This window comes from Bradyrhizobium japonicum USDA 6, assembly GCF_000284375.1.
GTDB classification, from domain to species: Bacteria; Pseudomonadota; Alphaproteobacteria; order Rhizobiales; family Xanthobacteraceae; genus Bradyrhizobium; species Bradyrhizobium japonicum.
This window is the reverse complement of sequence record NC_017249.1, coordinates 5,154,517-5,179,440: the sequence shown is the minus strand read 5'-3', so window position 1 is coordinate 5,179,440 and position 24,924 is coordinate 5,154,517. Positions and strand designations below refer to the sequence as shown.

19 protein-coding genes and 1 pseudogene are annotated in these 24,924 nt (G+C 65.9%); 8 read left to right on the top strand and 12 right to left on the bottom strand.

The features are described from left to right. Window positions 1-39 precede the first annotated feature (39 nt). The 3 genes from BJ6T_RS24515 to BJ6T_RS24505 all read left to right on the top strand — a co-directional run bounded on the left by BJ6T_RS24515 (window position 40) and on the right by BJ6T_RS24505 (window position 4,702). A complete protein-coding gene (locus tag BJ6T_RS24515; protein WP_014495175.1) occupies window positions 40-1,887 on the top strand; it encodes an extracellular solute-binding protein in 1,848 nt (615 codons plus the stop codon). Window positions 1,888-1,891: 4 nt separating this feature from the next. After that, the gene (locus BJ6T_RS24510) at window positions 1,892-3,394 is read left to right on the top strand and encodes a class I adenylate-forming enzyme family protein (protein WP_014495174.1); all 1,503 of its coding nucleotides are present in this window, start codon (window positions 1,892-1,894) and stop codon (window positions 3,392-3,394) included. Window positions 3,395-3,478: 84 nt separating this feature from the next. Then, window positions 3,479-4,702, top strand: a complete 1,224-nt coding sequence (locus BJ6T_RS24505) for a hypothetical protein (RefSeq protein WP_014495173.1) — start codon at window positions 3,479-3,481, stop codon at window positions 4,700-4,702. 121 nt (window positions 4,703-4,823) lie between these two features. Here BJ6T_RS24505 and BJ6T_RS24500 read toward each other — a convergent pair whose 3' ends face one another. From BJ6T_RS24500 to BJ6T_RS24490, 3 genes are all read right to left on the bottom strand, one after another. Further along, the gene (locus tag BJ6T_RS24500) at window positions 4,824-5,954 is read right to left on the bottom strand and encodes an acyl-CoA desaturase (RefSeq protein ID WP_014495172.1); all 1,131 of its coding nucleotides are present in this window, start codon (window positions 5,952-5,954) and stop codon (window positions 4,824-4,826) included. 296 nt (window positions 5,955-6,250) lie between these two features. Beyond that, the gene (mfd, locus tag BJ6T_RS24495) at window positions 6,251-9,769 is read right to left on the bottom strand and encodes a transcription-repair coupling factor (RefSeq protein ID WP_014495171.1); all 3,519 of its coding nucleotides are present in this window, start codon (window positions 9,767-9,769) and stop codon (window positions 6,251-6,253) included. Further along, window positions 9,766-10,056, bottom strand: a complete 291-nt coding sequence (locus BJ6T_RS24490) for an FAD assembly factor SdhE (protein ID WP_014495170.1) — start codon at window positions 10,054-10,056, stop codon at window positions 9,766-9,768. The genes mfd and BJ6T_RS24490 overlap by 4 nt, the downstream gene beginning before the upstream one ends. 186 nt (window positions 10,057-10,242) lie before the next feature. Here BJ6T_RS24490 and recG point away from each other — a divergent pair, with 186 nt between their 5' ends. Then, window positions 10,243-12,351 (top strand): ATP-dependent DNA helicase RecG, encoded by a 2,109-nt coding sequence (gene recG / locus BJ6T_RS24485; RefSeq protein WP_014495169.1) that lies wholly within the window; start codon window positions 10,243-10,245, stop codon window positions 12,349-12,351. Here the strand turns inward: recG and panE are convergent. The 3 genes from panE to BJ6T_RS24470 all read right to left on the bottom strand — a co-directional run bounded on the left by panE (window position 12,348) and on the right by BJ6T_RS24470 (window position 14,795). Continuing rightward, window positions 12,348-13,277, bottom strand: a complete 930-nt coding sequence (gene panE, locus BJ6T_RS24480) for a 2-dehydropantoate 2-reductase (RefSeq protein ID WP_014495168.1) — start codon at window positions 13,275-13,277, stop codon at window positions 12,348-12,350. The two genes, recG and panE, sit on opposite strands and share 4 nt — an antisense overlap. 201 nt (window positions 13,278-13,478) lie before the next feature. After that, window positions 13,479-14,309, bottom strand: coding sequence for a helix-turn-helix domain-containing protein (locus BJ6T_RS24475; protein WP_014495167.1), 831 nt, complete (start codon window positions 14,307-14,309; stop codon window positions 13,479-13,481). A gap of 96 nt (window positions 14,310-14,405) precedes the next feature. Continuing rightward, window positions 14,406-14,795 (bottom strand): hypothetical protein, encoded by a 390-nt coding sequence (locus BJ6T_RS24470; protein ID WP_014495166.1) that lies wholly within the window; start codon window positions 14,793-14,795, stop codon window positions 14,406-14,408. Window positions 14,796-14,970: 175 nt separating this feature from the next. On the opposite strand from BJ6T_RS24470, the gene BJ6T_RS24465 reads away from it, so the two are divergent. Further along, the gene (locus tag BJ6T_RS24465; RefSeq protein ID WP_014495165.1) at window positions 14,971-15,492 is read left to right on the top strand and encodes a P-loop NTPase family protein; all 522 of its coding nucleotides are present in this window, start codon (window positions 14,971-14,973) and stop codon (window positions 15,490-15,492) included. Window positions 15,493-15,520: 28 nt separating this feature from the next. Here BJ6T_RS24465 and BJ6T_RS24460 read toward each other — a convergent pair whose 3' ends face one another. From BJ6T_RS24460 to glmS, 3 genes are all read right to left on the bottom strand, one after another. Beyond that, window positions 15,521-16,378 (bottom strand): NAD(P)-dependent oxidoreductase, encoded by an 858-nt coding sequence (locus BJ6T_RS24460; RefSeq protein ID WP_014495164.1) that lies wholly within the window; start codon window positions 16,376-16,378, stop codon window positions 15,521-15,523. 105 nt (window positions 16,379-16,483) lie between these two features. Beyond that, window positions 16,484-17,254: a DUF502 domain-containing protein gene (locus BJ6T_RS24455; protein ID WP_014495163.1), complete on the bottom strand. Its 771-nt coding sequence runs from the start codon at window positions 17,252-17,254 to the stop codon at window positions 16,484-16,486. Between the two features lie 89 nt (window positions 17,255-17,343). Further along, window positions 17,344-19,170 carry a glutamine--fructose-6-phosphate transaminase (isomerizing) gene (gene glmS / locus BJ6T_RS24450; RefSeq protein WP_014495162.1) on the bottom strand — a complete coding sequence of 609 codons (1,827 nt, stop codon included), beginning with the start codon at window positions 19,168-19,170 and terminating at the stop codon, window positions 17,344-17,346. Between the two features lie 220 nt (window positions 19,171-19,390). Here glmS and BJ6T_RS24445 point away from each other — a divergent pair. Continuing rightward, window positions 19,391-19,608 (top strand): annotated as a pseudogene (locus BJ6T_RS24445) (hypothetical protein). Between the two features lie 9 nt (window positions 19,609-19,617). On the opposite strand, the gene BJ6T_RS24440 reads toward BJ6T_RS24445, so the two are convergent. Continuing rightward, the gene (locus BJ6T_RS24440; protein WP_014495161.1) at window positions 19,618-19,803 is read right to left on the bottom strand and encodes a hypothetical protein; all 186 of its coding nucleotides are present in this window, start codon (window positions 19,801-19,803) and stop codon (window positions 19,618-19,620) included. 42 nt (window positions 19,804-19,845) lie between these two features. Next, window positions 19,846-21,201, bottom strand: a complete 1,356-nt coding sequence (gene glmU / locus BJ6T_RS24435) for a bifunctional UDP-N-acetylglucosamine diphosphorylase/glucosamine-1-phosphate N-acetyltransferase GlmU (protein ID WP_014495160.1) — start codon at window positions 21,199-21,201, stop codon at window positions 19,846-19,848. A 171-nt stretch (window positions 21,202-21,372) separates the two neighbouring features. On the opposite strand from glmU, the gene BJ6T_RS24430 reads away from it, so the two are divergent. Both BJ6T_RS24430 and BJ6T_RS24425 read left to right on the top strand, forming a co-directional pair. Then, a complete protein-coding gene (locus tag BJ6T_RS24430; protein ID WP_014495159.1) occupies window positions 21,373-22,743 on the top strand; it encodes a hypothetical protein in 1,371 nt (456 codons plus the stop codon). A 172-nt stretch (window positions 22,744-22,915) separates the two neighbouring features. Beyond that, a complete protein-coding gene (locus BJ6T_RS24425; RefSeq protein ID WP_014495158.1) occupies window positions 22,916-23,296 on the top strand; it encodes a hypothetical protein in 381 nt (126 codons plus the stop codon). Here BJ6T_RS24425 and BJ6T_RS24420 read toward each other — a convergent pair. Then, the gene (locus BJ6T_RS24420) at window positions 23,256-24,920 is read right to left on the bottom strand and encodes a glycoside hydrolase family 17 protein (protein ID WP_014495157.1); all 1,665 of its coding nucleotides are present in this window, start codon (window positions 24,918-24,920) and stop codon (window positions 23,256-23,258) included. The two genes, BJ6T_RS24425 and BJ6T_RS24420, sit on opposite strands and share 41 nt — an antisense overlap. Window positions 24,921-24,924 lie beyond the last annotated feature (4 nt).

The window sequence follows — 24,924 nt, the reverse complement described above, 5'->3', positions numbered from 1 at the left end:
AGGATTCAGGCCCGCAGGTCCTCGAATCAGCGTGTGCCGATGTCCATGTTCCAGCGCCTTCTCGAGGGCCTTCTTGAGAGCCTTGGCATCCGCCTCTGTCTTCTCGCCATCGTCGTCGCCTCCGCGCTCCCAGCAAGCGGCGCACGGGCTGAGGAAGCCCATGCCATCGCGATGCACGGCAAGCCGGCGATGCCGGCCGATTTCACCCACATGCCCTACGCCAACCCTGATGCCCCCAAGGGCGGCCGGCTGACCTGGGGCATTCTCGGCACCTTCGACAGCCTCAATCCCTTCATCGTCAAGGGACTGGCCGTGCAGCCGGTGCGGAACTACGTGGTCGAGAGCCTGCTCGCGCGCGGCAACGACGAGCCGTTCACGCTCTACGGCCTGCTCGCCAGATCGGTCGAGACCGACGACGCGCGGAGCTTCGTCACGTTCCGCCTCGATCCCCGCGCCCGCTTCTCCGACGGCAAGCCGGTCCTGGCGGAGGATGTGCTGTTCTCCTGGCAACTGCTGCGCGATCACGGCCGCCCCAACCATCGGCAATATTACGCCAAGGTCGCCAAGGCCGAGGCGCCCGCCCCTCTCACCGTCCGCTTCGACCTCGCTGGCGCCAACGACCGGGAATTGCCGCTGATCCTCGGCCTGATGCCGATCCTGCCGAAGCATGCCGTGGATGTCGCGACCTTCGAGGAGACGACGCTGACCGGCCCGATCGGCTCGGGCCCGTACCGGATCACGGCGGTGAAGCCCGGCGCCAGCGTGACCTTGACCCGCAATCCCGACTATTGGGGCCGCGACCTGCCCATCAATCGCGGGCTCTACAATTTCGACGAGATCAGGCTCGACTATTTTCGCGAGGCCAACGGCCAGTTCGAAGCCTTCAAGCGCGGCCTCTATGATTTCCGCGTCGAGCACGAGCCGCTGCGCTGGCACGACGGTTACGACTTTCCAGCCGCCAAAAGCGGCGAAGTGATCCGCGACACCATCAGGCCCGGCGTGCCGCAGCCTTCCGAATTCCTGGTGTTCAACACGCGCCGTCCGATCTTTGCCGACATCCGCGTACGCCAGGCACTGACGCTGCTGTTCGATTTCGAGCTGGTCAACCGCAACTACTTCTTCGGACTCTATTCGCGGGTTGCCGGCTATTTCGCAGGCTCCGACCTGTCGGCCTATGGCCGGCCTGCGGACGCGCGCGAACGCGAGCTGCTGAAACCCTTCACCACACGGATTCCGCCCGACGTCATGGACGGCAGCTACCGCCTGCCCGTCACCGACGGCTCGGGACGCGACCGGACGACGCTGCGCGCAGCACTCAAGCTCCTGTCGGACGCCGGCTACGATCTCGACGGCACTGTGCTGCGTAACCACGCGACAAAAGCCCCCTTCACCTTCGAGATGCTGGTGACGACCCGCGACCAGGAGCGCATCGCGCTCGCGTTCCAGCGCGACCTCAAGCGCGCCGGCATCGAGCCGAGCGTTCGCGCGGTCGATCCCGTGCAGTTCGACCAGCGCAGGCTCGGCTACGAGTTCGACATGATCCAGAACCGCTGGGACCAGTCGCTGTCGCCCGGCAACGAGCAGTATTTCTATTGGGGGAGTGCGGCCGCCGACAATCCGGGCACCCGCAACTACATGGGCGCCAAAAATCCCGCCGTCGATGCCATGATCGACGCTCTCCTTGAGGCCCGTGATCACACGGCCTTCGTCTCGGCGGTGCGGGCGCTCGACCGCGCCTTGATCTCCGGTTTCTATACAATCCCGCTGTTTAACGTATCCGAGCAATGGATCGCGCGCTGGAATCGGATAGAACGGCCAAAGGCCACCTCGCTGTCCGGCTACCTGCCGGAGACCTGGTGGTCGAAGGGGCAGCCGCAAGCGAAGTGACGCCGTGAATCAGCCAGCCGTATCGCCGACGCTCGACACGCTGTTTCAGCGCACGCTGATGCGGCAGCCGCACGCGCCCGCCCTGCTCGATCCCCTCAACAAGGGCCGCGTGACCGGCCACCAGCCGCGGCGGATGACCTACGCCGAGGCCGACACCGCCATCGAGGCCCTGTCGGCGCATTTCGTCGAATCGGGCCTGCCGGCCAATTCCGTCATCGCGATCCAGCTGCCGGCTACGGTCGAGTTCGTGCTGACGGTGCTCGCCGCGCATCGCGCCGGGCTCGTCGTCGCCGTGCTGCCGCTGCTCTGGCGCCATGCGGAACTGACCGCCGCGCTGAACCGCACCGCGGCGCGCGCCATCGTCACCATGAGCAAGGTCGACGGCGTCAGCTATTCCGACCTCGCGATGCACGCCGCCGCGGAGGCCTTCTCGATCCGTTACGTCTGCGGTTTCGGCGCCGACCTGCCCGAGGGCATGGCCTCGCTCGACGACGTGCTGGCCCGCCCGCCCGGCACCACGCGCGCCGTGATCCAGGACGGCCGCAAGGCGGCGATGATCTCCTTTGACGTCACCGCGGAAGGCTTTCGCCCGGTGCCGCGGCCGCATTTCAGCCTGATCGCCGGCGGGCTCGCGATGTCGCTGGAGGCCGACATCAAGCAGGGCGCGACCGTGATGGCGGCGTTCACGCCGATGTCGTTCGCGGGCCTCGCCTCCTCGCTCGCGGTGTGGCTGCTCTGCGGCGGCACGCTGGCGCTGCATCATCCCTTCGAGAGCGACGTGCTGGAACAGCAGATCAACGCGCACGAATGCGAGGTGCTGATCGCCCCCGCGCAGCTCGCGCTGCGGCTCGGCGATGCCGACCTCGCGGCGCGGATGCCGAGCTTGCGCAATGTCATCGGCCTCTGGCGCGCGCCCGAGCAGGTGGCGGCGAGCGATGCCTGGATCGCGCCGCACGCACCGCTGACCGACGTCTATCTGTTCGGCGAGGCCGGGCTGTTCGGCGCCCGCCGCGGCGAGGACGGCATGCCTGTTGCGGTGATGCCCGGGCCGCACGGCGCCCCGCGCGAGCAGTCCGGTTCCTCCATCGCCGGCGAAATCCTGCTGACGCCCAGGGGCACGCTCGGCCTGCGCGGAGCGATGGTGCCGATCGCAGCCTACGCCCCGCCGCAGCCGGTCGGCGACACGCTGACTGCGCAGCCGCCGCGCGATTATGTCGACACCGGCTATGCCGCGCGGCTCGACCGTCCGAGCGGCGCGATCTGCATCACCGCGCCGCCCTCCGGCATCATGGCCGTCGGCGGCTATCGCTTCCTGTCCAACGACCTCCAGGAATGGGCGCGCCGGCTCGGCCAGGGCGCGCTGCTCACTGCGCTGCCCGACCGGCTCTCGGGTCACCGGCTCGCAGGACGGGCGCAAGACAATGCCCGCGCCCGCGAAGCGCTCAATGAGCTCGGGCTTAACCCCCTGATGGTCGAGGCTTTTCGCGACCGCTCCGGGCCGGTTTAAGCGCAGTTTCGGCCCTTCCATTGACGCTGCATTAAGGCAGCCGGACTAGATTGCGCAGCATCTGTTGCGTGATCAGAGTTTGCGATGTCCCAGGCGGGCCCGATTCTGTTTGTGTCCAACGCCCAGCGGCCGCCTTTCATTGCGGCCCTGGACGAGGCCCGTCTGTTTCCCGTCGTCGACGCCGACTGGGCCAGCGCGGCGCGCGCGGTCGAGCAGGTGCAGCCGGCCGCGGTTCTCGCCGCGATGCATGGCGGGCACGAGCCCCACCTGGCGACGCTCGCCAGGACGATCGCGGACCAATCGCCCTACCTGCCGTTCGTGGCGCTCGACGCTGCGGGCACGCTGCCGCAGAACGCCCTGCCCTTCTCCTCGCGCGGCGGCAATTCCGACCGCCTCGTCGCGCGGCTCCGCGCCGCGCTGCGCGTACGTACTCTCCACGCAACGGTTCTGCGCCGGCTGCCGGACGCGAAAGTCGGGTTGCCGGAGGGGGATCCGGTACGCGATGCAACGGTGCTCCTGATCGGCCGCGGCGCAGCCTATCCTGCGCTCTCCGTCGCACTCGGCGAACGCGTCGGGGTCGTCGGCGCGCTCTCGATCGAGGCCGCGGCCAAGCATCTCAACACTCGCGATATCGATGGCGTCGTGCTCGCCGAAGGTTTTACCGCGCGCGTCACCGACGCCTTCCTCACGGTGCTCGCCGAAGACACCCGATTCCGCAGCTTGCCCGTGGTCGTCACCGCGCACCAGCTCGCGCAGACTTACGACCTGCCCAATCTCGAGCTGATCCCGGGCGAGCCGGCGAAGGTCGCCGCCAACGCGCTGCCGCTGATCCGCCAGCACGCGATGGAAGCGCAGCTGAGCCGCACGCTGCGCTCGATCGATGCCGGCGGCTGGCTCGATCCGCGCAGCGGTCTGCTCACGGTGGAAGCTTTTGCCCGCGATTTCGCTAAGGCGGTCGAGCAGGCTCTTGCCCGCGGCGGCGGCCTCTCCGTGGCGCGCTTCGCCTTCGAGCCCGGCAATTCCCGCGCCCAGCTCGACGCCGCGCGGATCCTGAGCCGCCTGATGCGCCAGATGGATTTTGGCGTGGCACAGAAAGACGGCTCCGTCATCGTCGTGTTCGCGGAGACCGACTTCCGCACCGCCCACATGATCGCGCGCCGCCTGTCGGCGGTGATGCGGCACACCTCCAATGGCAAGCACGAGATGCGCAGCGATCCCGTCGTCAGTGTCGATTCACTGTCGCCGTCGGATACGGCAAGGTCGCTGCTGGCGCGGCTGTCGGCGGACGCATCACGGGCGGCGTCGTAACCACAGCCTCGCTGCCGTGGGGTGGGCAAAGGCGCGCAGCGCCGTGCCCACCATTTTCAACAACGACGAAACTCGTGGGCACGCTCCGCTTTCCCCACCCTACGATAGCGCGCGTTAGCCGCTACCCCTTCGTCCCTGATTGAGCACTGGTCGCCAGAGCGGGAGCAGGAGTGGCCAGGAGAAAGCCGACAGTTTCGTTCAGGAGCTCGTGAGCCCGGTCGACGATGTCGTCCAGCGACATCGTCTTCGCGAACATGCGCTGAGCTTCGGCCAGCAACTGGTCGCGCGTCGGCATGCTGGCCAACCGCAGATCGGCACGGTGCTGCAACAGGTGGATCGCATCCCGCACCGACAATTCGGTCTCATGGATCGACGTCCTGATCGCCGACGCGATGTGCTCAGGATTGAAGCGAGCGGCGAGCTGCTCGGCCGCCTGCTTGACCACGCGTGATCCCAACCGATGCTCATTGCGCAGGACCTGCTTGGGCGGCATCTTGAGATCCCGGACAATCCCGAGCCAGGACAAGGCCACCAGGATATAATAGGTGAGATCGATCTCGTACCAGTGGAAGCCCTGTCGCGCACTGGCCTGATAGGCGTGGTGATTGTTGTGCCACCCCTCACCCATCGTGACGAGAGCGAGCAGCCAGTTGTTGCGGGAATCGTCGCCGGTCACATACCGCCTGTGGCCGTGAACATGTGCGAGGGAGTTGATGCAGAACGTGGCGTGATAAACCAGCACGGTGCTCCAGAGGAAGCCGACCACGAGCCCTGACCACCCCGCAATGAGGAAGCAGAGGCCGGCGAGCACGAATGCCGGCAGAAGCTCCAGTTTGTGCAGCCACATCAACTCGGGATACGACGCCAGATCCGATACTTTCACCAGGTCGGTTGCATCGTGCTGCCGGTAGAAGATCCAGCCGAGATGACTGTAGAGGAAGCCCTTGTGCCGGGGCGAATGCACGTCCTGCGCCGTATCCGAGTGAAGATGATGATGACGATGCTTGGCAGCCCACCAGAGGACGCTTTTCTGAGCGCTGCTCTGGGCCAGGAAGGCCAGGATGAACTGAAACACCCGGCTGGTCGCGTAAGCCCGATGCGAGAAATACCGGTGATACCCGGCGGTGATCGCAAACATGCGCAACCAGTACAGAACCGCGCAAATGGCTACGGCTTGCCACGAGACGCCCGACCAGATCGCCGCGACGCAGCCCGCGTGGACCAATATGAACGGCAGGACCTGCGGATACATGACGTCGTCGTGTTCGTCACCGTGTTCCTGGCCTGAATCGATATTGATAGACACGCTCGCGACCTCAGAAGTTTCAATGGGCGGGGCAGCCCCGCTTTGCGGTACAAAAAACCCGCGGCCGGTAAACCAGTCGCGGGTCACACGAATCAGGTCATCAGTCAGGCACGCTATCAGCCGCGAGGCCAAATCGTCGGCCGAACTCGACGAATCGAACATGGCTGTCGTTCGATCATTCCGCAAGTGGCCATATGCCGCTGTTTTGTATTCAAGTACCGCTCCAGTGGCGCTCGCAACAATTACGCCGCTTTCTTGCTCTGCGCGAGCTGTGCCAGCTGCCGCATGATCTCGGTGGTGCCGGCGAGACGCTCTTCCGGCGTCTCCCAGTCCTGCAGGAACACCACCTTCATGTCCGGCCGCACCTTGGCGGCTTGGCCGTAGCTGCGGATGAACGACACCAGGCGGTCGGGATGGGCGAACGAATTATCGCGGAAGGCGATGACGGCACCCTTCGGGCCGGCGTCGATCTTCCCGACATTGGCCGTGCGGCAGAACGCCTTGATCGCGGCGACCTTGAACAGATAGCGCACCTCGTCCGGCAGCACGCCGAAACGGTCGCGCATCTCCGCGCCAAAGTTCTCGATCTCCTCCTCGGTGTCGAGATCGGCGAGCCGCCGGTACAGCGACAGCCGCACCGAGAGGTCGCCGACATAGTCTTCCGGAATGAGCACGGGCATGCCGATGGTGATCGAGGGCGACCAGCGATCGGCGGCGGGCTCGGACACGCCGGCCTTGAGATTGACGATCGCCTCCTCCAGCATCGACTGGTAGAGCTCGAAGCCGACTTCCTTGATGTGGCCGGACTGCTCCTCGCCGAGCAGGTTGCCGGCGCCGCGGATGTCGAGGTCGTGCGAGGCGAGCTGGAAGCCCGCGCCCAGCGTCTCCAGCGACTGCAGCACGGTGAGCCGGCGCTCGGCCTGCGCGGTGATCTTCTGCTGCGCCGGCAGCGTGAACAGCGCATAGGCCCGCAGCTTGGAACGGCCGACGCGGCCGCGGAGCTGATAGAGTTGCGCCAGGCCGAACATGTCGGCACGGTGCACGATCAGGGTGTTGGCATTGGGAATGTCGAGGCCGGATTCCACGATGGTGGTCGATAGCAGGATGTCGAACTTGCCGTCGTAGAAGGCGGTCATGATGTCCTCGATCACCGCGGGCGGCATCTGGCCGTGCGCGACCGCGACCTTCATCTCCGGCACGCTCTTGTCGAGGAAGTCCTTGACCTCGGCGAGGTCGTCGATGCGCGGCACCACGTAGAACGCCTGGCCGCCGCGATAGCGCTCGCGCAGCAGCGCCTCCCGGATCATCAGCGGATCGTGCGGAGCGACGAAGGTGCGCACCGCGAGACGGTCGACCGGGGGCGATGCGATGATCGAGAGCTCGCGGACGCCGGTCAACGCCAGTTGAAGCGTGCGCGGGATCGGCGTCGCCGACAGCGTCAGCACGTGCACCTCGGAGCGAAGCGCCTTCAGCCGTTCCTTGTGGGTGACGCCAAAATGCTGCTCCTCGTCGACGATGACGAGGCCGAGATCGCGGAACTTGATCGCCTTGCCGAGCAGCGCGTGGGTGCCGACGACGATGTCGACCGAGCCGTCGGCGATCCCCTTCTTGACCAGGTTCAACTCCTTGGTCGGGATCAGGCGCGAGGCCTGCGCCACATTCACCGGAAAGCCCTTGAAGCGCTCGGTGAAGGTTCTTGCGTGCTGGCGCGCCAACAGCGTGGTCGGCACCACGACCGCGACCTGCTTGCCTTCGAGCGCCACGGCAAAGGCCGCGCGCAAGGCCACCTCGGTCTTGCCGAAGCCGACGTCGCCGCAGATCAGCCGGTCCATCGGACGGCCGAGCTCGAGGTCCTTCAAGGTCGATTCGATGGCGCCGAGCTGGTCCTCGGTCTCGTCATAGGGGAAGCGTGCGCAGAACTCATCATAGAGGCCCGGCTGCACCGGCAGCTTTGGCGCCTCGTGCAGATGGCGCGCCGCGGCGATCTTGATCAGCTCGCCCGCGATCTCGCGGATGCGGTTCTTGAGCTTTGCCTTGCGGGTCTGCCAGCCGCTTCCGCCCAGACGATCCAGCTCGACCGTGGTCTGGTCGGAGCCGTAGCGCGACAACAGCTCGATGTTCTCGACGGGAAGGAACAGTTTTGTCTCGGCCGCATAGTGCAGCTCGAGGCAATCGTGGGGCGCGCCGGCGACGTCGAGAGTCTGGAGGCCGATGAAGCGGCCGATGCCGTGATCGACGTGGACGACGATGTCGCCCGCGGCAAGGCTCGTCACCTCCGAGATGAAATTGTCGAGCTTGCGGCTCGCCTTGCGGGGTCGGACCAGGCGGTCGCCAAGGATGTCCTGCTCGCTGATCAGCGCGATCTCGTCGGTCTCGAAACCGCTTTCCAGGCCGAGCACGGCGAGCATGGTCTCGTTGCGCGGGGTCGCCTGCACCGTCCGCCAGCTGTTGACGCTGGTGGTATGGGTCAGCTTGTGGTCGCGCAGCATCGAGGTCATGCGGTCGCGCGATCCCTCGCTCCACAGCGCGATCACGACCTTCTTGCGGCTCGCATGCAGCGCCATCACGTGGCTGACGACGGACTCGAACACGTTGACGGTGGCGTCATTGCGTTCGGGTGCGAAGTCCCGGCCCTTGCGCGCGCCGGCATCGACGATCGTCGCACCATCGGCCGGAACCGAAAACTGCGTCAGCCGCACCAGCGACATCTCGCTTTCGCGCCTGGTCCATTCCTCGTCGGTGAGATAGAGCCTGTCAGGCGGCAGCGGCTTGTAGATGGCGCCGCCGCCGGGATGCTCCATCGCATCGCGGCGGGCTTCGTAGTAATCCTGGATCTGCTTGAAACGCTCGCGGACGGCGTCCTCGGCCTGCGGCTCGATGGCGATGGCTGCGCCTTGCAGATAGTCGAACAGCGTGTCCATCCGGTCCTGGAACAGCGGCAACCAGTGCTCCATGCCGGGATGGCGGCGGCCCTCGCTGACGGCCTCGTACAGCGCGTCGTCGCGCTCGGGCGCGCCGAACTCGGCGACATAGCCCATGCGGAAGCGGCGGATGGTGTCGGTGACGAGCTGGAATTCCGAGATCGGCACGAGGTCGAGCGAGCGCATGTCGAGCATCGTCCGCTGGGTCTCGGCGTCGAAGGAGCGGATCGATTCCAGGCTGTCGCCGAAGAAGTCGAAGCGGACCGGCTGGTCGAGGCCGGCCGGAAACAGGTCCAGGATGCCGCCGCGCACGGCATATTCGCCGGGCTCGCGCACGGTCGAGGAGCGGTTGTAGCCGTTGTGCTCGAGCCAGGCGACGATGCTGTCCATCGGCACCACGTTGCCCGGCGCAACCGACAGCGCCTGCGCGGCAACGAGTTCGCGCGCAGGGACGCGCTGCACGATGGCGTTCACCGTGGTGAGCACGATCAGCGGCTTGTCGCTGCCGGTCAGCGGCGCAAGCCGCGCGAGCGTGGTCAGGCGCTGCGCGAGGATGCCGCCATGCGGCGAGACGCGGTCATAGGGCTGGCAGTCCCAGGCCGGAAAGGTCAGCACCGGCAAGTCGGGCGCGAAGAATTGCAGCGCGCGCTCGAGCTGCTGCATCCGCCCACCGTCGCGGCAGACCACGGCGAGGCTGACGGCCGGCTTCTTCGGCCGCGCGGCGATGGCGCGGGCGAGATCGGAGATGACGAGGCCCTCGGCGCCCTCGGCAACATTGGCGAGCGTCAGCGCGCGGCCGGGCGTAAGCAGCTCGGCCGGCGACTTCATCCCCTGTTTCATAAATCGCCGTCCGTAATCGGGAACGCCTTGATGCGGGCAAACAGCGCGCCGGCGACATCGGCTGGCAGCACCTTGTCACCGGTGATGGCGGCATAGAGATCGGGATCGGACTCGTCGAGCAGGGTCTCGAGCTCGGACAGCTCCGCGTCGGTCAGATTGCCGATCTCGGCATCCGCGAAGCGGCCCAGGATCAGGTCCATCTCGCGCGTGCCGCGGTGCCAGCAGCGGAACAGAAGCCGCTTGCGGCGATCGTCCAGCCCGTTGCTCGATCGTGTCGTTCCCGTCATGTCTCAGATCCAGTCAAACGCAGAAAGCCCGGACGTGCCGGGCCGGGGTGATATAGCCACTCGGACCGCCCCTGTCAGCCCTCGATTTGGCATGGCCCGCTGCCCGCGCGAGCGCCACGAAAAAAGCCGTGGATGCCCGGCACAAAGCCCGGCATGAGGGGCCAAAACGATCCTAGATTCGCATCCATGCGCCCCAGCCTGCTCAATCCGCTGTTTGCTCCCGTGACCAGCCTGCCCGGCGTCGGCCCGAAGCAGGACAAGCTGCTGCAGTACCTGCTCAGCCGCAATGAGACGCCGCGCCTGGTTGACCTGCTGCTGCATTTGCCGAGCCAGGTCATCGACCGCCGCGCGCGGCCAAAGATCCGCGACGCGGTCCAGGGAACCATGGTGACGCTGGAGGTCACCATCGATCGCCATCGCCCGCCTCCGCCGCGCAACGCTCGCGCGCCCTATCTCGTCTACGCAAGCGACGACACCGGCGACGTCGTGCTGACCTTCTTCCGCGCCAAGCCCGGCTACGTCGAAAAACTGCTGCCTGTTGGCGAGAAGCGCTACGTCTCGGGCACGCTCCAGATGTATGACGGCATCCCGCAGATCGTGCATCCCGACCGCGTGCTCGACGAGGAGGCGATCGCAAAACTCTCCGGCATCGACCCGGTCTATCCGCTGACCACGGGTCTGGCGCTCGGCTCGCTGCGACGCGCGGTCGCCCAAGCGCTGCAGAAGCTGCCCGCTTTGCCGGAATGGATCAGCCCGGAGGTGATGCGCCGCTGCAGTTTTCCGACGGTCACCGAGGCGCTCAGCCGCGTGCATCAACCGGTCGAGCTCACCGACATCCTACCCGAAAAGCCCTACTGGTCGCGCCTCGCCTTCGACGAGCTGTTGGCCGGCCAGCTCGCGCTGGCCCTGATCCGCGCGCAATTGCGCCGTCCCGCCGGCGTCCGCAATGCCGGCGACGGCCACTTGCGCAACAAGATCATCGACGCCCTGCCCTATGCCCTGACCCCGTCCCAGCGCAACGCCGCGGCCGCCATCGCCGAGGATCTGAAACAGCCCGTGCGCATGCTGCGCCTGCTTCAGGGCGATGTCGGCTCGGGCAAGACCGTCGTGGCGCTGCTGGCGGCCGCCGCCGTCGCCGAAGTCGGCAAGCAAGCCGCGCTGATGGCGCCGACGGAAATCTTGGCGCGGCAGCACATCAAGACCATCGCCCCGCTCGCGGAGCGCGCAGGGCTGCGCGTGGCCATCCTCACCGGCCGCGAGAAGGGCAAGGAGCGGCGCGAGCTGTTGGCGCAACTCGAAGCCGGCGAGATCAATCTCCTCGTCGGCACCCACGCGCTGATCCAGGACGACGTGATCTTCAACGATCTCGCCCTGGCCGTCGTCGACGAGCAGCATCGTTTCGGCGTGCGCGAACGCCTCGCGCTGACCTCGAAGGGCGCCGCCGTCGACGTGCTGGTGCTGAGCGCGACGCCGATCCCGCGCACGCTGGTGCTGACCTATTTCGGCGACATGGACATCAGCGAGCTCCGCGAAAAGCCCGCCGGCCGCCAGCCGATCGAGACCCGCACCATCTCGATGAGCCGCCTCGACGAGGTCACCGATAGCATCGGCCGCGCGTTGCAGGCGGGCAAGCTGGTCTACTGGATCTGCCCGCTGGTCGAGGAATCCGAGGCCGAAGGCACCGAGCACCTGACCAATGCGACCAAGCGCTTCGAGAGCCTGCAAAAGCGCTTCGGCGACCGCGTCGGCCTCGTCCACGGCCAGATGAAGGGCACCGAGAAGGACCGCGTGATGGGCCAGTTCGCAGCCCACGAGATCGGCCTTCTGGTTGCGACCACCGTTGTCGAGGTCGGCGTCGACGTGCCGGCCGCGACCATCATGGTGATCGAGAACGCCGAACGGTTTGGCTTGGCCCAGCTGCACCAGCTGCGCGGCCGCATCGGGCGCGGCTCGGAAGCCTCGACCTGCCTCCTTCTCTACTCGGAGCCGCTCGGCGAAATGTCCAAGGCACGGCTGAAGGTCATCCGCGAGACCACCGACGGCTTCCGCATCGCCGAGGAGGATTTGAAGCTGCGCGGCGAAGGCGACGTGCTGGGCGTCCGCCAGAGCGGCTTGCCCGGCTACCGCATCGCGCGGTCGGAGGTGCACGGCCAGCTCATCACCCAGGCCAGAGACGAGGCGCTGCGGATCCTGAAGGACGATCCGAAGCTGAAGGGCGAGCGCGGCGAGGCGCTGCGGTGCCTGCTGTATCTCTATGAGCGGGACGAAGCGATCCCGCTGATCGGGGCAGGTTAGCCTGCTGCTCTTCGGCGCCCGACTTCGTAAGCCGCCACATGCGCGCGGGCCAGATCCAAGAGCGGCGTATCGATACCGAGCGTGCGGGCGCGATTGGCCATATCGCCCAGGATATGCTCCGCTTCGGTGACCGAACCACGCTCGATATCGCGCAGCATCGAAGCCTTGAGCGGCGAGTCCAGGGTGGTGAACAGTTTCCGGTCGAACGCGATGAACGGCGCACGCGGCTCAAAACCCGACGCCTTTGCGACGGCACAGCATTCCGCGAACAGCCGAAAAATAGACCGCTCGCCGTTCGGCACCGCCAGGATGTCGCCGATACTCGCGCGCATCAGGCAGGTGATGCCGGCGAGTGTGCTGAGCTGGATGAATTTCTCCCACATGTCCTGCATGATCGCTTCGCTGGCGCGCACGTCGATGCCGGGGACCTGGAGCAGTGCCTGCAGCGCGAGCGCACGCTCGCTCAGCGCCCCCTTGGTCTCGCCGAAGACGATCGTCTGATTGGCCATGAACTGAACAACACGACCATCCGCGTCGAGCCCGGCACTGACGTTCGCCAATCCGCCGAGGACGCGCGCGGCGCCGAACCGCGCGGTCAGAGCGTCAATATGTTTCAATCCGTTGAGTATCGGCAGAATCATCGTGTTGGCGCCGACAGCAGGGGCAAACTGGGCCATCGCATCGTCGAGCGAGTAAGCCTTCACTCCGACCAGCACGACGTCAAACGTGTCCTTCAGATCATTTGCCAGAAGGATCTTCGGCTGTACGGCAAAGTCGCCGTGCGGGCTCACGACCTGCAATCCATTCTGCCGCAATTGCTCGGCCCGCTTCTCGCGCACCAGAAATGTCACGTCGCCACCCGCTCGGACCAGGCAGGCTCCGTAATAACCGCCAAGCGCGCCCGCGCCGATCACCAGCACTCTCATTCGAACTCCGATTGCATCCATCTGCCTCCGCAAGACAGTAACAGATGGATCCCGCGCCGTCTCCTCCTCGTCATTGCGAGCGCAGCGAAGCAATCCAGGCTGTCTCCGCGGGAAGATTCTGGATTGCTTCGCTGCGCTCGCAATGACGGTGTAGGCAGAGCGCAGCAGCCGTCGATCGGGCCGACTCGCGGCGACGCCCCCTCACCCGGCATGCGCGCGCAAGAACCTGCCGTGCTCCGCTTCGGTCGCCTCGTTGGCCGGAAACATGCACTCGAGCCGTAACTCTTCCGCCGTCACCGTCTGTGGAGTTCCGACCGTCGTGATCAGGGAGAAATAGTCGAGCGTCACACCGTCCTTGACGAAGCTGAGCGGGATCATCGGCACCGCATCGGAGGCCGAGGGTGCGCGCCATTCCGGCTTCACGCCCGGGTATCGCGACAGCTCTTCCAGCAGCGCCTTGGTCCTGACATCGATGACATGCCCGACCGCCTCACGATGGACACGGGCCAGCAGGCCGCGGGCGGTCTGCGGCCAGTTCGCGATGAAGGGACGCATGCCGGCCGGATCGAACATCAGGTGCAATAGATTGCGGGGAGCCGGTCGCGCAGACATGTCGATGAAGCAGTTGAAGAGCTGCGGCGCGGCGTCATTGGTCATCAGCACGTTCCAGTACCGGTCCATGACGATGGCCGGAAACGGTTCATGCTGACGCAGCATGCGCCGCAGGGCCCGGTTGATGCTCGTCATGGCGGGCGCATCGAGCGCGGGATCGGAATATGACGGCGCATAGCCCGCGGCCAGTAGCAGCTCGTTTCGTTCGCGCAAGGGGACGTCGAGGGCCTGCGCGAGATCGAGCAGCATCTGCCGGCTTGGGATGCTGCGGCCACTCTCGACGAAGCTGATGTGCTTCTGCGAGACGCCCGCGTCGAAGGACAGATCGAGCTGCGTCTTGCCGCGAATGTCCCGCCATTGACGCAGCAGACCACCCGCGGATCTGACGGCTGTCTTGACGTCGCTGGCCACGGCTTTCATGCGATCGATCCTTCCGGTCGATATCGTCGACGCGCATCGGCGGCGGCGCCGGTTTACCCGAGGCGCCGCCGCCGATGGCAGGCTTATTCCAGGCGATCAACCGAAGGTGACCGGCCCCACGGCGCCGACCCAGTGCCGCACCTTGGTGTCGTCGGTCTCGTCCATGTAGAAAAAGTGCGTCATCGTCGGATGCACCGTCGTCATCGAGGGATCATCGGGTGTCATGTCGACGACACCGCGAAACACCTTCAGGGAGCCGGCATCCCAATATTCGGTGACGTGATGCAGCGCGGTGAAACCGGTGTCGATGAAGGCCTTCAGATTGGCGCTGATCGCTTCCCGCCCCTTCCAATCGGCGACGCCGAGATTGCAGACGGCATCCTCCGCAAAACAGTCGAAACCTTGCCCGAAGGTCTTGTCGTCGATCTCCTTCCACATATCGAGCAGCCATTGTGGCGGCGCCTTCTTCGTGAACGCGACTTGCATCTCTCTCTCCTCATGCGCTGACACGCGCGCTCGACAGGAGGCCTGAAGGCTCCCCGCGGGTGGACGATCAGCAAAGTAGACGGGCTGCGAATTGGCTCAATTACATGCGAGGTAATAAAGCGCGCCCGGAAGGCGTGCTCTTTCCTCACGACCGACTTTATGGAACCTTGCGCTCATGCGCCGGATCATCGTCGTTGGCTCCCAGGGAAGCGGAAAGACGAGCCTCTCCCGAAATCTCGGGCGGAAGCTTGGACTGCCCGTGGTGCATCTCGACGTGCTCTATTGGCGTCCGGGGTGGAAGCCATCCGACATTGCGAGCTTCCGTGTACGCGTCGCGGAGGCGATCGCGGGCGACGCATGGGTCATCGACGGCAGCTTCTCGGGGCTCGCCTTCGATCTCACGCTTGCGCGTGCCGACACCCTGGTCGTCATCGACCGCCCGCGCTGGCTCTGCCAGTGGCGCATTCTCTGGCGCTCCGCGTTCGATCGCGACACGACGCGCCCCGATCTGCCCGAGGGATGTCCGGAACAGTTCGACTGGAAACTGATGAAGGAGGCGTGGCGCTACGACACCGAGCGCGTGCCTGTCATCGAGGCCGAGCGCCGTCAACATGGCCCCGATGTCCCGGTCGTGCGCCTGAGACGCGACCGGGACATCCAGGGCTTTCTGGAGTCGGTTTCAGTGCACGGCGAGTGATCCATTGCCGTGACTTCGGACTGGACGGTCAGGCCTTCTTCTGGGCGACACGCGCTGCGAACGCCTTCAGCAGTGCCGCATCCGCCGCTTCGCCATTCGCGTCTGCGGCGAGGTGCTCGAACCAGCGCGCAAAGCCTTCGTAGATCTGGCTCGCCGGATGGTCGGGCCCGAGGAAACCCGAGATCTCCCGCATCTCCGCGACCCAGCGATAGGCCTTCGGGATCATGTCCGGCAGCGCGACTTCGAGCCGGGCCAGGACCGCGGGCTGGCTCAGCGCGAGCTCGTCGCGCAGCGCGTCAGCCGCGCCCGCTTTCGTGGCCGCGACCACCATGGCCGAGCCGATGCCGGCGAGGCCCTTGACGATGCCGGCATAGGACATCTTCAGCGCGGAGGCCGCGCCGACGGGGCCCTCGACAATCCGCACGTCGAGCCCGAGATCCTTCAGCACCGCGAGATCCCCAGCGTATTCGCCGGACAGGTAGAGGGCCGGGCTCTTGCCGCCGGGCTGCGGCGGGAAGCCGATGATGCCGCCATCGACGAACGGCGCCTGTGCCGAGCCGATGATCTCCTCGATCCGCTGCACGGTATCGACATTGACCGCGTTGCAGTCGACGACGATGGGCTTCTTCTCGCGCCGGACGATCAGCGCCGCCAGGCGTTCGGCCAAAGCCACGGCTTCGCCCGGCGGCACGATCGAAAGGATGATGTCGGCCTCCGCGATCGCGTCGTCTTCGGCGCCGATCATGCCGGCATCCGCGGCGCGCTTTTGCGTCGCCTCGCTACGCCCCTTCAACGACGTCAGCACGCGCGCACCGTTTTCGCCGATGCGGCGGGCCACGGCGCTGCCCATGGCGCCGGGCGCGAGGATGGCAATGGTCTTCGTCATCATGCACTCCAGGTCGAATTCCGAGCGAGGCGCTCGATTCAACCGGAAGACTAGCAGAGGACGAAAGTGCTTGCGTGAATGCGGCCATCCGAAACGGGAATGGCCCTACTCCACCTTCGCAGGCTGGGGCTGGAGCGCCGAAGCATTGGCGATGCGCGCGGCGTTCGCCATGCCCGCAAGCGCCGCGGCCTTCTTCGGGTCGGGCGCCGAGCCCGGCTGCACCACGCCGGCCGACATGATCAGGGTCGCGGCATCCTCGGTGCTCATGTCGACCTCGACGATCTTGCTCTTGGGCACGTAGAAGAAGAAGCCCGTGGTCGGGTTCGGCGAGCACGGCAGGAACACGGAGACGTGCTCCTCCTGCCCCGGCAGGCTGCGCGCGACCTCCTCATTCGGCGACTGTGAGATCAGCACGATCGACCACATGCCCGGCGACGGAAACTCGACCAGGCCGACCTTCCGGAAGCTCGAGCCTTTGCCCGAGAACAGCGTCTCGAACACCTGCTTCAGGCCGCGATAGATGGCGCGCACCGCCGGAATGCGGCCGAGGAAGGTCTCGCCGATATCGACCAGCGTCCGGCCGATCAGATTGGCGGCGAGGAAGCCGACCAGCGTCAGCGTGAAGAATGCGACAATCAGTCCCCAACCTGGAATGACATACGGCAAATAGGTTTCGGGCCGATAGGCCAACGGCACGAACGGCCGCACCACGCCGTCAACCCAGGTGACGAACCACCAGACCAGATACAGCGTGATGGCAATTGGCCCCGTCACGACGAGGCCGGTGAGGAAATAATTACGGAAGCGGCCCATCAGGCCGGTATGCGGCTCCGGGATGGGATCAAGCGGCGCAGGCGCGTCGTCGCGGGGGGTCATTCGGGTTCCAGGTCGGTCGCTGCACTCAAACTAGGGTCTTCTAGCAGGTTTTGGAAGACTACCTAGCGTTCCGGCCTGATCCCTTCTGCCTATTCCACGGTCACCGATTTCGCGAGGTTGCGCGGCTGGTCGACGTCGGTGCCCATGATGACCGCCGTATGATAGGCGAGCAGCTGCACGGGGACGGCATAGACCATCGGTGTGAACGCGGCCGCCATGTCGGGCATGACGATGGTGACGAGGGACTCGACGGTCGCCTCCTCCGCGCCCTTGGCGTCCGTCATCAGGATGATCCTGCCGCCGCGGGCGGCAACCTCCTGCATGTTGGAGACGGTCTTTTCGAACACGCGGTCGTAGGGGGCGATGACGACGACCGGCATGGTCTCGTCGATCAGCGCGATCGGTCCGTGCTTCAGCTCGCCGGCGGCATAACCCTCGGCATGGATATAGGAGATCTCCTTCAGCTTCAGCGCGCCTTCGAGCGCGAGCGGGAAGCTGGTGCCGCGGCCGAGATAGAGCACGTCGCGCGATTTGGCGACCTCACGCGCGAGCTTCTCGATCTGGAGCTCGGTGGTGAGCGCGTCCGACATCAGGCGCGGGATCTCGACGAGGCCATGAACGAGCTTGGTCTCGTCCTCGTCGGACAATTCGCCGCGGGCCTTGCCGGCCGCGATCGCAAGATTTGCCAGCACCATGAGCTGGCAGGTGAAGGCCTTGGTCGAAGCGACGCCGATCTCGGGACCGGCCAGCGTCTGCAGCACGGTCTCGCTCTCGCGCGCGATCGTCGAGGTCGGCACGTTGACGACGGCCACCGTGTGCACGCCCTCGGCCTTGGCGTAGCGCAGCGCGGCCAGCGTGTCGGCGGTCTCGCCCGACTGCGAGATGAAGATGGCGAGATCGCCCTTGCGCAACGGCGCCTCGCGGTAGCGGAATTCGGAGGCGACGTCGACCTCGACCGGCACGCGCGCAAAGCGTTCGAACCAGTATTTCGCGACGAATCCGGCATAGCTCGCGGTGCCGCAGGCGGTGATGTTGATGCGCTGGATGCTCTTGAAGTCGAACGGCAGCTTGACCGGCAGAGAGACGCGTTCGGTCGCCATGTCGACATAGCGCGCCAGCGTGTGGCCGACCACTTCCGGCTGCTCGTGGATCTCCTTCGCCATGAAGTGCCGGTAATTGGCCTTGTCGACCAGCGAGGTCGAGGCGGCGTGCTTGATCTTCTCGCGCTGGACGGCGTGGCCGTCCTTGTCGAAGACCGTGGCGCCCTTGCGCGTCAGCACGACCCAGTCGCCGTCTTCGAGATAGCTGATCGTGTCCGTGAACGGGCCGAGCGCGATGGCGTCGGAGCCGAGATACATCTCGCCGTCGCCATATCCGATCGCGAGCGGCGGGCCGTTGCGGGCGCCGATCATGAGGTCGGCGTCACCGGCGAAGATGAATCCGAGCGCGAAGGCGCCGCGCAGCCGCGCCAGCGTCAGCTTCACCGCTTCCACGGGCTTGTTGCCGCGCGTGAGCAGATCGTCCACGAGATGCAGCACGATCTCGGTGTCGGTCTCGGTGTGGAACACCGTGCCCTTTTTCTCGAGCTCCCCGCGCAGCTCGCGGAAATTCTCGATGATGCCGTTGTGGACCACGGCAACGCGTTCGGTCGCGTGCGGATGGGCATTGTTGACGGTCGGCTTGCCGTGGGTGGCCCAGCGGGTGTGGCCGATGCCGGTCGTGCCTTTGAGCGGCTCGGCCTCGAGACGCTTCTCCAGGTTCTTCAGCTTGCCCTCGGCGCGGCGGCGCGCCAGATGCTTGCCTTCGAGCGTGGCGACGCCCGCGGAGTCGTAGCCGCGATATTCGAGACGTTTGAGCGAATCCACCAATTGCTCTGCAACCGGCGAGCGCCCGAGAATGCCGACAATCCCGCACATGCGGATCAATATCCCCCAAATCGTCGAAAAATCGCCTAAACGACCCGCTCGGTCTTTAGCGAAGTTCCTAAGGAACCAGATACTCAATAATTATTGCTGATTGAGACAGCGCCGGTTCGCTTCCGATTTCGACTGCGTCGAATTGGCCGGCCTTAAACCGCGCGAATTAACTTGTTGTCAATGAGTTTGACCAACGATTCCCGGCCAGGGAGTTAAGGTCATGAAAAGCTCGTCCGGCCGCAAAGGCCTGTCATCGATGTATGCCCACGCCAGCGAGACCACTGGCACGCACCTTGCGCATTGGCCGCCCCCCAGCGCGGCAAGGAAAGCAAGCCCGTCTTCGTCAAGCACGCCGCCGGAGAACCTGCGAAACGCGCCAAGCCGCGCGGCTGGCGCCTGACGCGCGCGATCTTCTCGGAATTCTCCGACGACGAATAGCGGCGCGCCTTACCACCCCAGCACCAGGGCAAAGACGAGGAAGACGACGAACGCCCAGAACGCCAGTCCTGTGATCAGCGATGCGATCTCGGTTGGGCTGGGATCGCCGACCTGTTCCAGCACCCATCGTCCCGGCGGTGTGATGACGCGCTTGACGAGGAATGAGATCACATCGTCGATTTCGTCGTCGTCCATGAGCGCTGCCCTAACACCGATCGGGTGTCGGCACTCGGCCGCTCATTTCTCCAGCTTCTTGCCGCCCGTCTTCATCTCGCGATAGCGCGCCGCGCCGCCTTCGCGGATGGTCTGCTGGTTGCGCTCCAGCGCCATGGCGTCGTCGGGCACATCGCGGGTGATCACCGAGCCGGACCCGATATAGGCGCCGTTGCCGATCTTTACCGGCGCGACGAGAGAGGAGTTGGTGCCCACGAAGGCACCCTGCCCGATGATCGTCTTGTGCTTCTTGAAGCCGTCGTAGTTGCAGGTGATGGTGCCGGCGCCGATGTTGGAATTGGCGCCGACGGTGGCATCGCCAATGTACGAGAGATGGTTGACCTTGACGCCGGCCTCCAGCGTCGCGGCCTTGGTTTCCACGAAATTGCCGATGCGCGCGCCGTCGCCGAGCGAGGTGCCGGGTCGCAGCCGCGCATAGGGGCCGATCGAGACGTTCTTGCCGAGCGTGGTCTGCACGATATGCGAGAAGGAATGGATCACCGTGCCGTCGGCGATCGACACGCCCGGACCGATCACCACGAACGGTTCGATGGTGACGTCATTGCCGAACACGGTGTCGGCGGACAGATAAACGGTCTCGGGTGCGATCAGCGTGACGCCCGCTTCCATCGCCGCCTTGCGCAAGCGTGCCTGCATCACGCTTTCGGCCTCCGCGAGCTGCGCCTTTGTGTTGATGCCGCGCACCTCGTCCTCGCTGGTCTCGATCACGACGGCCTCCCATCCCTGTTCACGAACGACGCCGACCGCGTCGGTCAGATAATATTCGCCCTTCGAATTCGCGTTGCCGATCTTGTCGAGGATCGCGAGTGCACGGCGCCCGTCGATCGCCATCACGCCGGCATTGCACAGATCGATCTTGAGCTCTTCCGCACTGGCATCGGCCTGCTCGCGGATCGCGACCAGACGGTCGCCCTGGACGATGAAGCGGCCATAGCCGGTGGGATCGGCGGCGCGAAAGCCGAGCGCGGCGATCGCTGCGCCCTTCGCGAGCGCTGAGCGCAGCCGCGCAAAGGTCTCGGCCGAGATGAGCGGCGTATCGCCGAAGGCAATCAGCAGATCGTCAGCGCCCCGCGCAATCGCCTCGCGCGCCGCCAGCACCGCATGCGCGGTGCCGAGCCGTTCCGCCTGCACGAAGGTGAGCGCATCGGGACGGATGCGCTTCGCCTCGTCCGCGACCACCTGATGGTCGGGGCCGATCACGACGGCGAGCGAGGTGCCGGTTCCCTTCGGCGTGGCGGCGAGCACGTGCGCGAGCAGGCTCTGGTGGGCGACCGGATGCAGCACTTTCGGCAGGTTCGATCGCATGCGCGTGCCTTCGCCGGCGGCGAGCACGATCGTGAGGCTGGAACGGGCAGTCATCGAAATCCTGTCAAACATGGCCGAATCAACGGGCGGCGGCAGGCCGATGCCGTCTTGAGCTGTCGCCTTGCTACCCCCGCGAACGCCCGGAATTCAAGTGCGACGGGGTTTTCCTGTTAATGTTCCCTGATTGATTCGGGGAAGCTGTTCGGGGCTGGGCACTTAACGTTCATGGCAAAGGATTCCGACCCATTGGCGGATGCCTTCGGGACCAAGGAGACCGGCGGGCTGTTCTCCGGACTTCTGGCCGAGGAAAGCGAAGTCGACCGCAGCATGATGTGGCGGCTGGGCTCGTGGGGCGTGGCCGCCGTCGGCGCCGTCGTGCTGGCCGTGCTGGCCAATCAGGCCCAGCTCGGCTGGCGCCGTGACCAGGTGGCGTCGGCCGATCTGTCGCGCCAGGCCGACCGGCTCCAGATGCTGACCAAGGACAGCCAGAACGAGGCCCGCCGCCTCGCCTCCGCCATCGAGACGCTGAACACCGACCGCGACCGGCTCTATTCGCGCGTCACCGTGCTCGAGCAAGGGATGGATTCCGTCACCGGCGCCATCGCCAAGCAGAGCGCGAAGCCGCAGGACGCGCCGGCGCCTGACGCACAGCCCGCGGCGCCGAACGTCGCGCCGGTCGCCTCGACGCCGGCTCCGTCGAGTGACAAGCCGCGCGCGGCAGCCGCGAAGGACCAGGCGAAGGAGCCGGCAAAAGACGCTCTGAAGGAGGCCGCAAAGGATCAGTTGATCCCGCCGCCGCAGACCGCTGCCGCGGCCTCGCTGGTGTCGCAGTCGCCGCTGACGACGGCGGCACTGCCTATGCTTCCGCTGGTGCCATCAAAATCGATCATGGCGCCACCCGATCCCGCCGCGTCGAAGCTGACGCAGCCCGAGACGACCGAGAAGGCCGCCGAGAAGAAGCCCGAACAGACGCCTGCCCCGACCGAGGTCGCCGCGGCGCCAGCCAAGCCGCCGGAGACGGCCGAGAGCGAGGCCCCTGCAATCGCGGTCCAGCAGACGCGCTTCGCCATCGACCTCGGCGGCGCCAACTCGCTCGACGGCCTGCGCGCGCTCTGGCGCGGCCTGACCAAGTCCAATCCCGAGATCGCGGCGCTGCGGCCGATCATCATGATCAAGGAGGGCAATGCCAGCGTCGGCATGCAGCTCCGTCTCGGCGCCGGGCCGCTGATCAATGCGGCGGCCGCCGCAAAGCTCTGCGCGGGCCTCGCCGAGAACGACCGCCATTGCGAGACCACCGTGTTCGACGGCCAGCGCCTGTCGATGCGCGGCGGAGCGGAGAAGGGCCAAGAGAAGACTCAGGACCGGGTTCAGGAGAAGAACTCCGAGAAGATCCAGGACGCGGCGCCGCAAGCCGAGACTGCGACGGCACCCGCGCCTGCCGCCAAACCGGAGAAGCGCCGCCGCAGCTACTCCTCAAAGCGCTCGTCGAAGCGCGAGGAGCCCGCGCCTGCCCCCGCGCCTCAGCCGCCGGCCGCACCGGCGAAGCCGGAGACGGCCTCGGCGGGATCGACGCTGTCGTCGTTCTTCAGGCGGTAGGAACGCCTACGAGTTCGATCATTACCCGCGGATCCCTGTTGCGCGACCCTCTTGTTACGCAACCCCTGGGGCCTCAATGGCCGCCGAGCAATGACTCGTCGAACGGCGCAAGCGATCAGAAATATCCACCTCGCCTGTTGCCCCCTCCCGTCATCCCGACCATATTGCGCCCATGACAAAAAAGCCCTTCCGCCTCACGCCCTACCAGGTGCAGTTCCTGATCGTCGTCGGCTTCGTGTCCGTCGGCTATGCGATCTATCTGCGTTATCTCGGCATCGAGAACTCGACCGTCGGCCTCGCCTGTGATGCCGGCCTGCAGACGCTGATCTGCAAGGCGCGCTCGGTCGCGACGGTGCTTTTCAAGAATTCGGTGTTCGGTATCGTCGCGCTGGTGGTTGCGACGCTGAACCTGATGCGGCCGTCGATCGTGCTGCTGACCGTCGGCATCGTCGCCGCCGGCCTCGGCATCGTGCTCTACAATGTCGTGCTGTCGGGCCTTGCGATCGGCCTGTTCATTCTTGGATTTGCTCGGCCCGCGCCCGCCACAGCGTGAACGCGAACAGCAAGTAGATCGCGCAGGTCCACAGCGACTGCCAGTTCTCGCGGCCTTCGTTGAACAGCACATAGGCGGCCGCCAGCGCGAGCAGGCCCGCGAATACCGATTCCGCGATCGGACGCTGGCCGATCTGCGGCCGGTTCAGCATCAGCACTGCGAACGGCACCACCGCCATCGTCAGCGAGGCGTAGGGGAAATCGTGGTAGCGCGAGTCGAACACGAACGCGAGCGCGGTCTGCGCCGCAATCACCGCGGTCACCGCCAGCGTCAGGCCGAGCACGGCGGTGAGCTTCGACCATTTCCGGCCCTCGCGCGGGCCGAGCAGATCGAGGAAGGTCGGCAGGCTGCGGCCGATCACCATCGCCTGCGCGCAGAAGATCGGCGACAGGATGCCGGCCAGAAGCAGCGCGCCCCAGTGCAGCCAGCCGCCGATGCCGTAGCTCTCATAATACATCTTGTCGACGCCGATCCCGAGCAGGGCGCCCGCTGACGTCGCCGAGATCGCGACGCCGAGCCATGCCGAGAAGCGCGGCGTCCACGGCCGACGGCGCAGCGTGAGGCCGGCGACCGCGAACACCAGCACGCAGAGGCCCATGCCGGCGCCCATGTACCATTTCCAGTACGGGAAATTGCTGATCGGCTGGCCCGGCGGATATTTCAGGTTCCGGCGCACCGAGTCATACAGGCCCCAATAGCCGCCGACGGTGCCTTCCAGCTTGCGCTTCCAGGGCTGGTCATAGGACTCGATCAGATTGACGCGAAACTTGTTCGCTTTCGCCAGGCCCAGGATTTCCGAGACGACGCGCGCCTGGTTGGTGCGCGACGGCAGCGCGCCCTCGCGCATGCGCCCTTCGCTGGGCCAGCCGGTCTCGCCGATCAGGATCTCCTTGCCGGGGAACGCGACCGCCATGCGCTCGCGGATCGCCTCGACATGGCTCGCTGCGAACTTCGCCTTCACCGGAATGTCCTCCCAATAAGGCAGGATGTGGATCGTGACGAAGTCGACGGCGTCATAGACCTCGCGATTCCTGAGCCAGAACTCCCAGACGTCGGCATAGGTAACGGGCACGCTGACCTGCGCCTTCACCGAGCGGATGATGGAGACGAGGTCCGCCGTCGTCATCTCGCCGCGCAACAGCACCTCGTTGCCGACGATGATGCTGGTGACGATGCCGGGAAATTCCTTGGAAAGGCGGACGGCGAGCGCGGCCTGCTCAAAATTCTTCGCGCGGTTGCTGGAGAGCCAGATGCCCTGCAGCACCTTCAGCCCGCCGACCTTGGCGGCGATCGCCGGCACCTGGTCGAGCCCGTTCTCCATCGAATAGGTGCGGACGCAGTCGGTGATCTCCTTGAGCTGGCGCAAATCCTGCTCGATCTGGTCGGCCTCGATATGGGTCCACGCGTTCAGCGGCGACTGATCCCCGCGGAACGGCGCATAGGAGACGCATTGGACCTTGTCGGCCGGGTCGATCGGGGCGCGCGCGAGTGTGATTGGCGTGGCCAGCCACCACCACACGGCAGCAATCGCACCCAGTGAAACGAGCAGAAGCGCCAGTGGCGTACGAAGAGAAATCGGTTCCGTCCTCCGCGAGGTGCCGTCGATTACCTGCTCACGCGCCATCTGC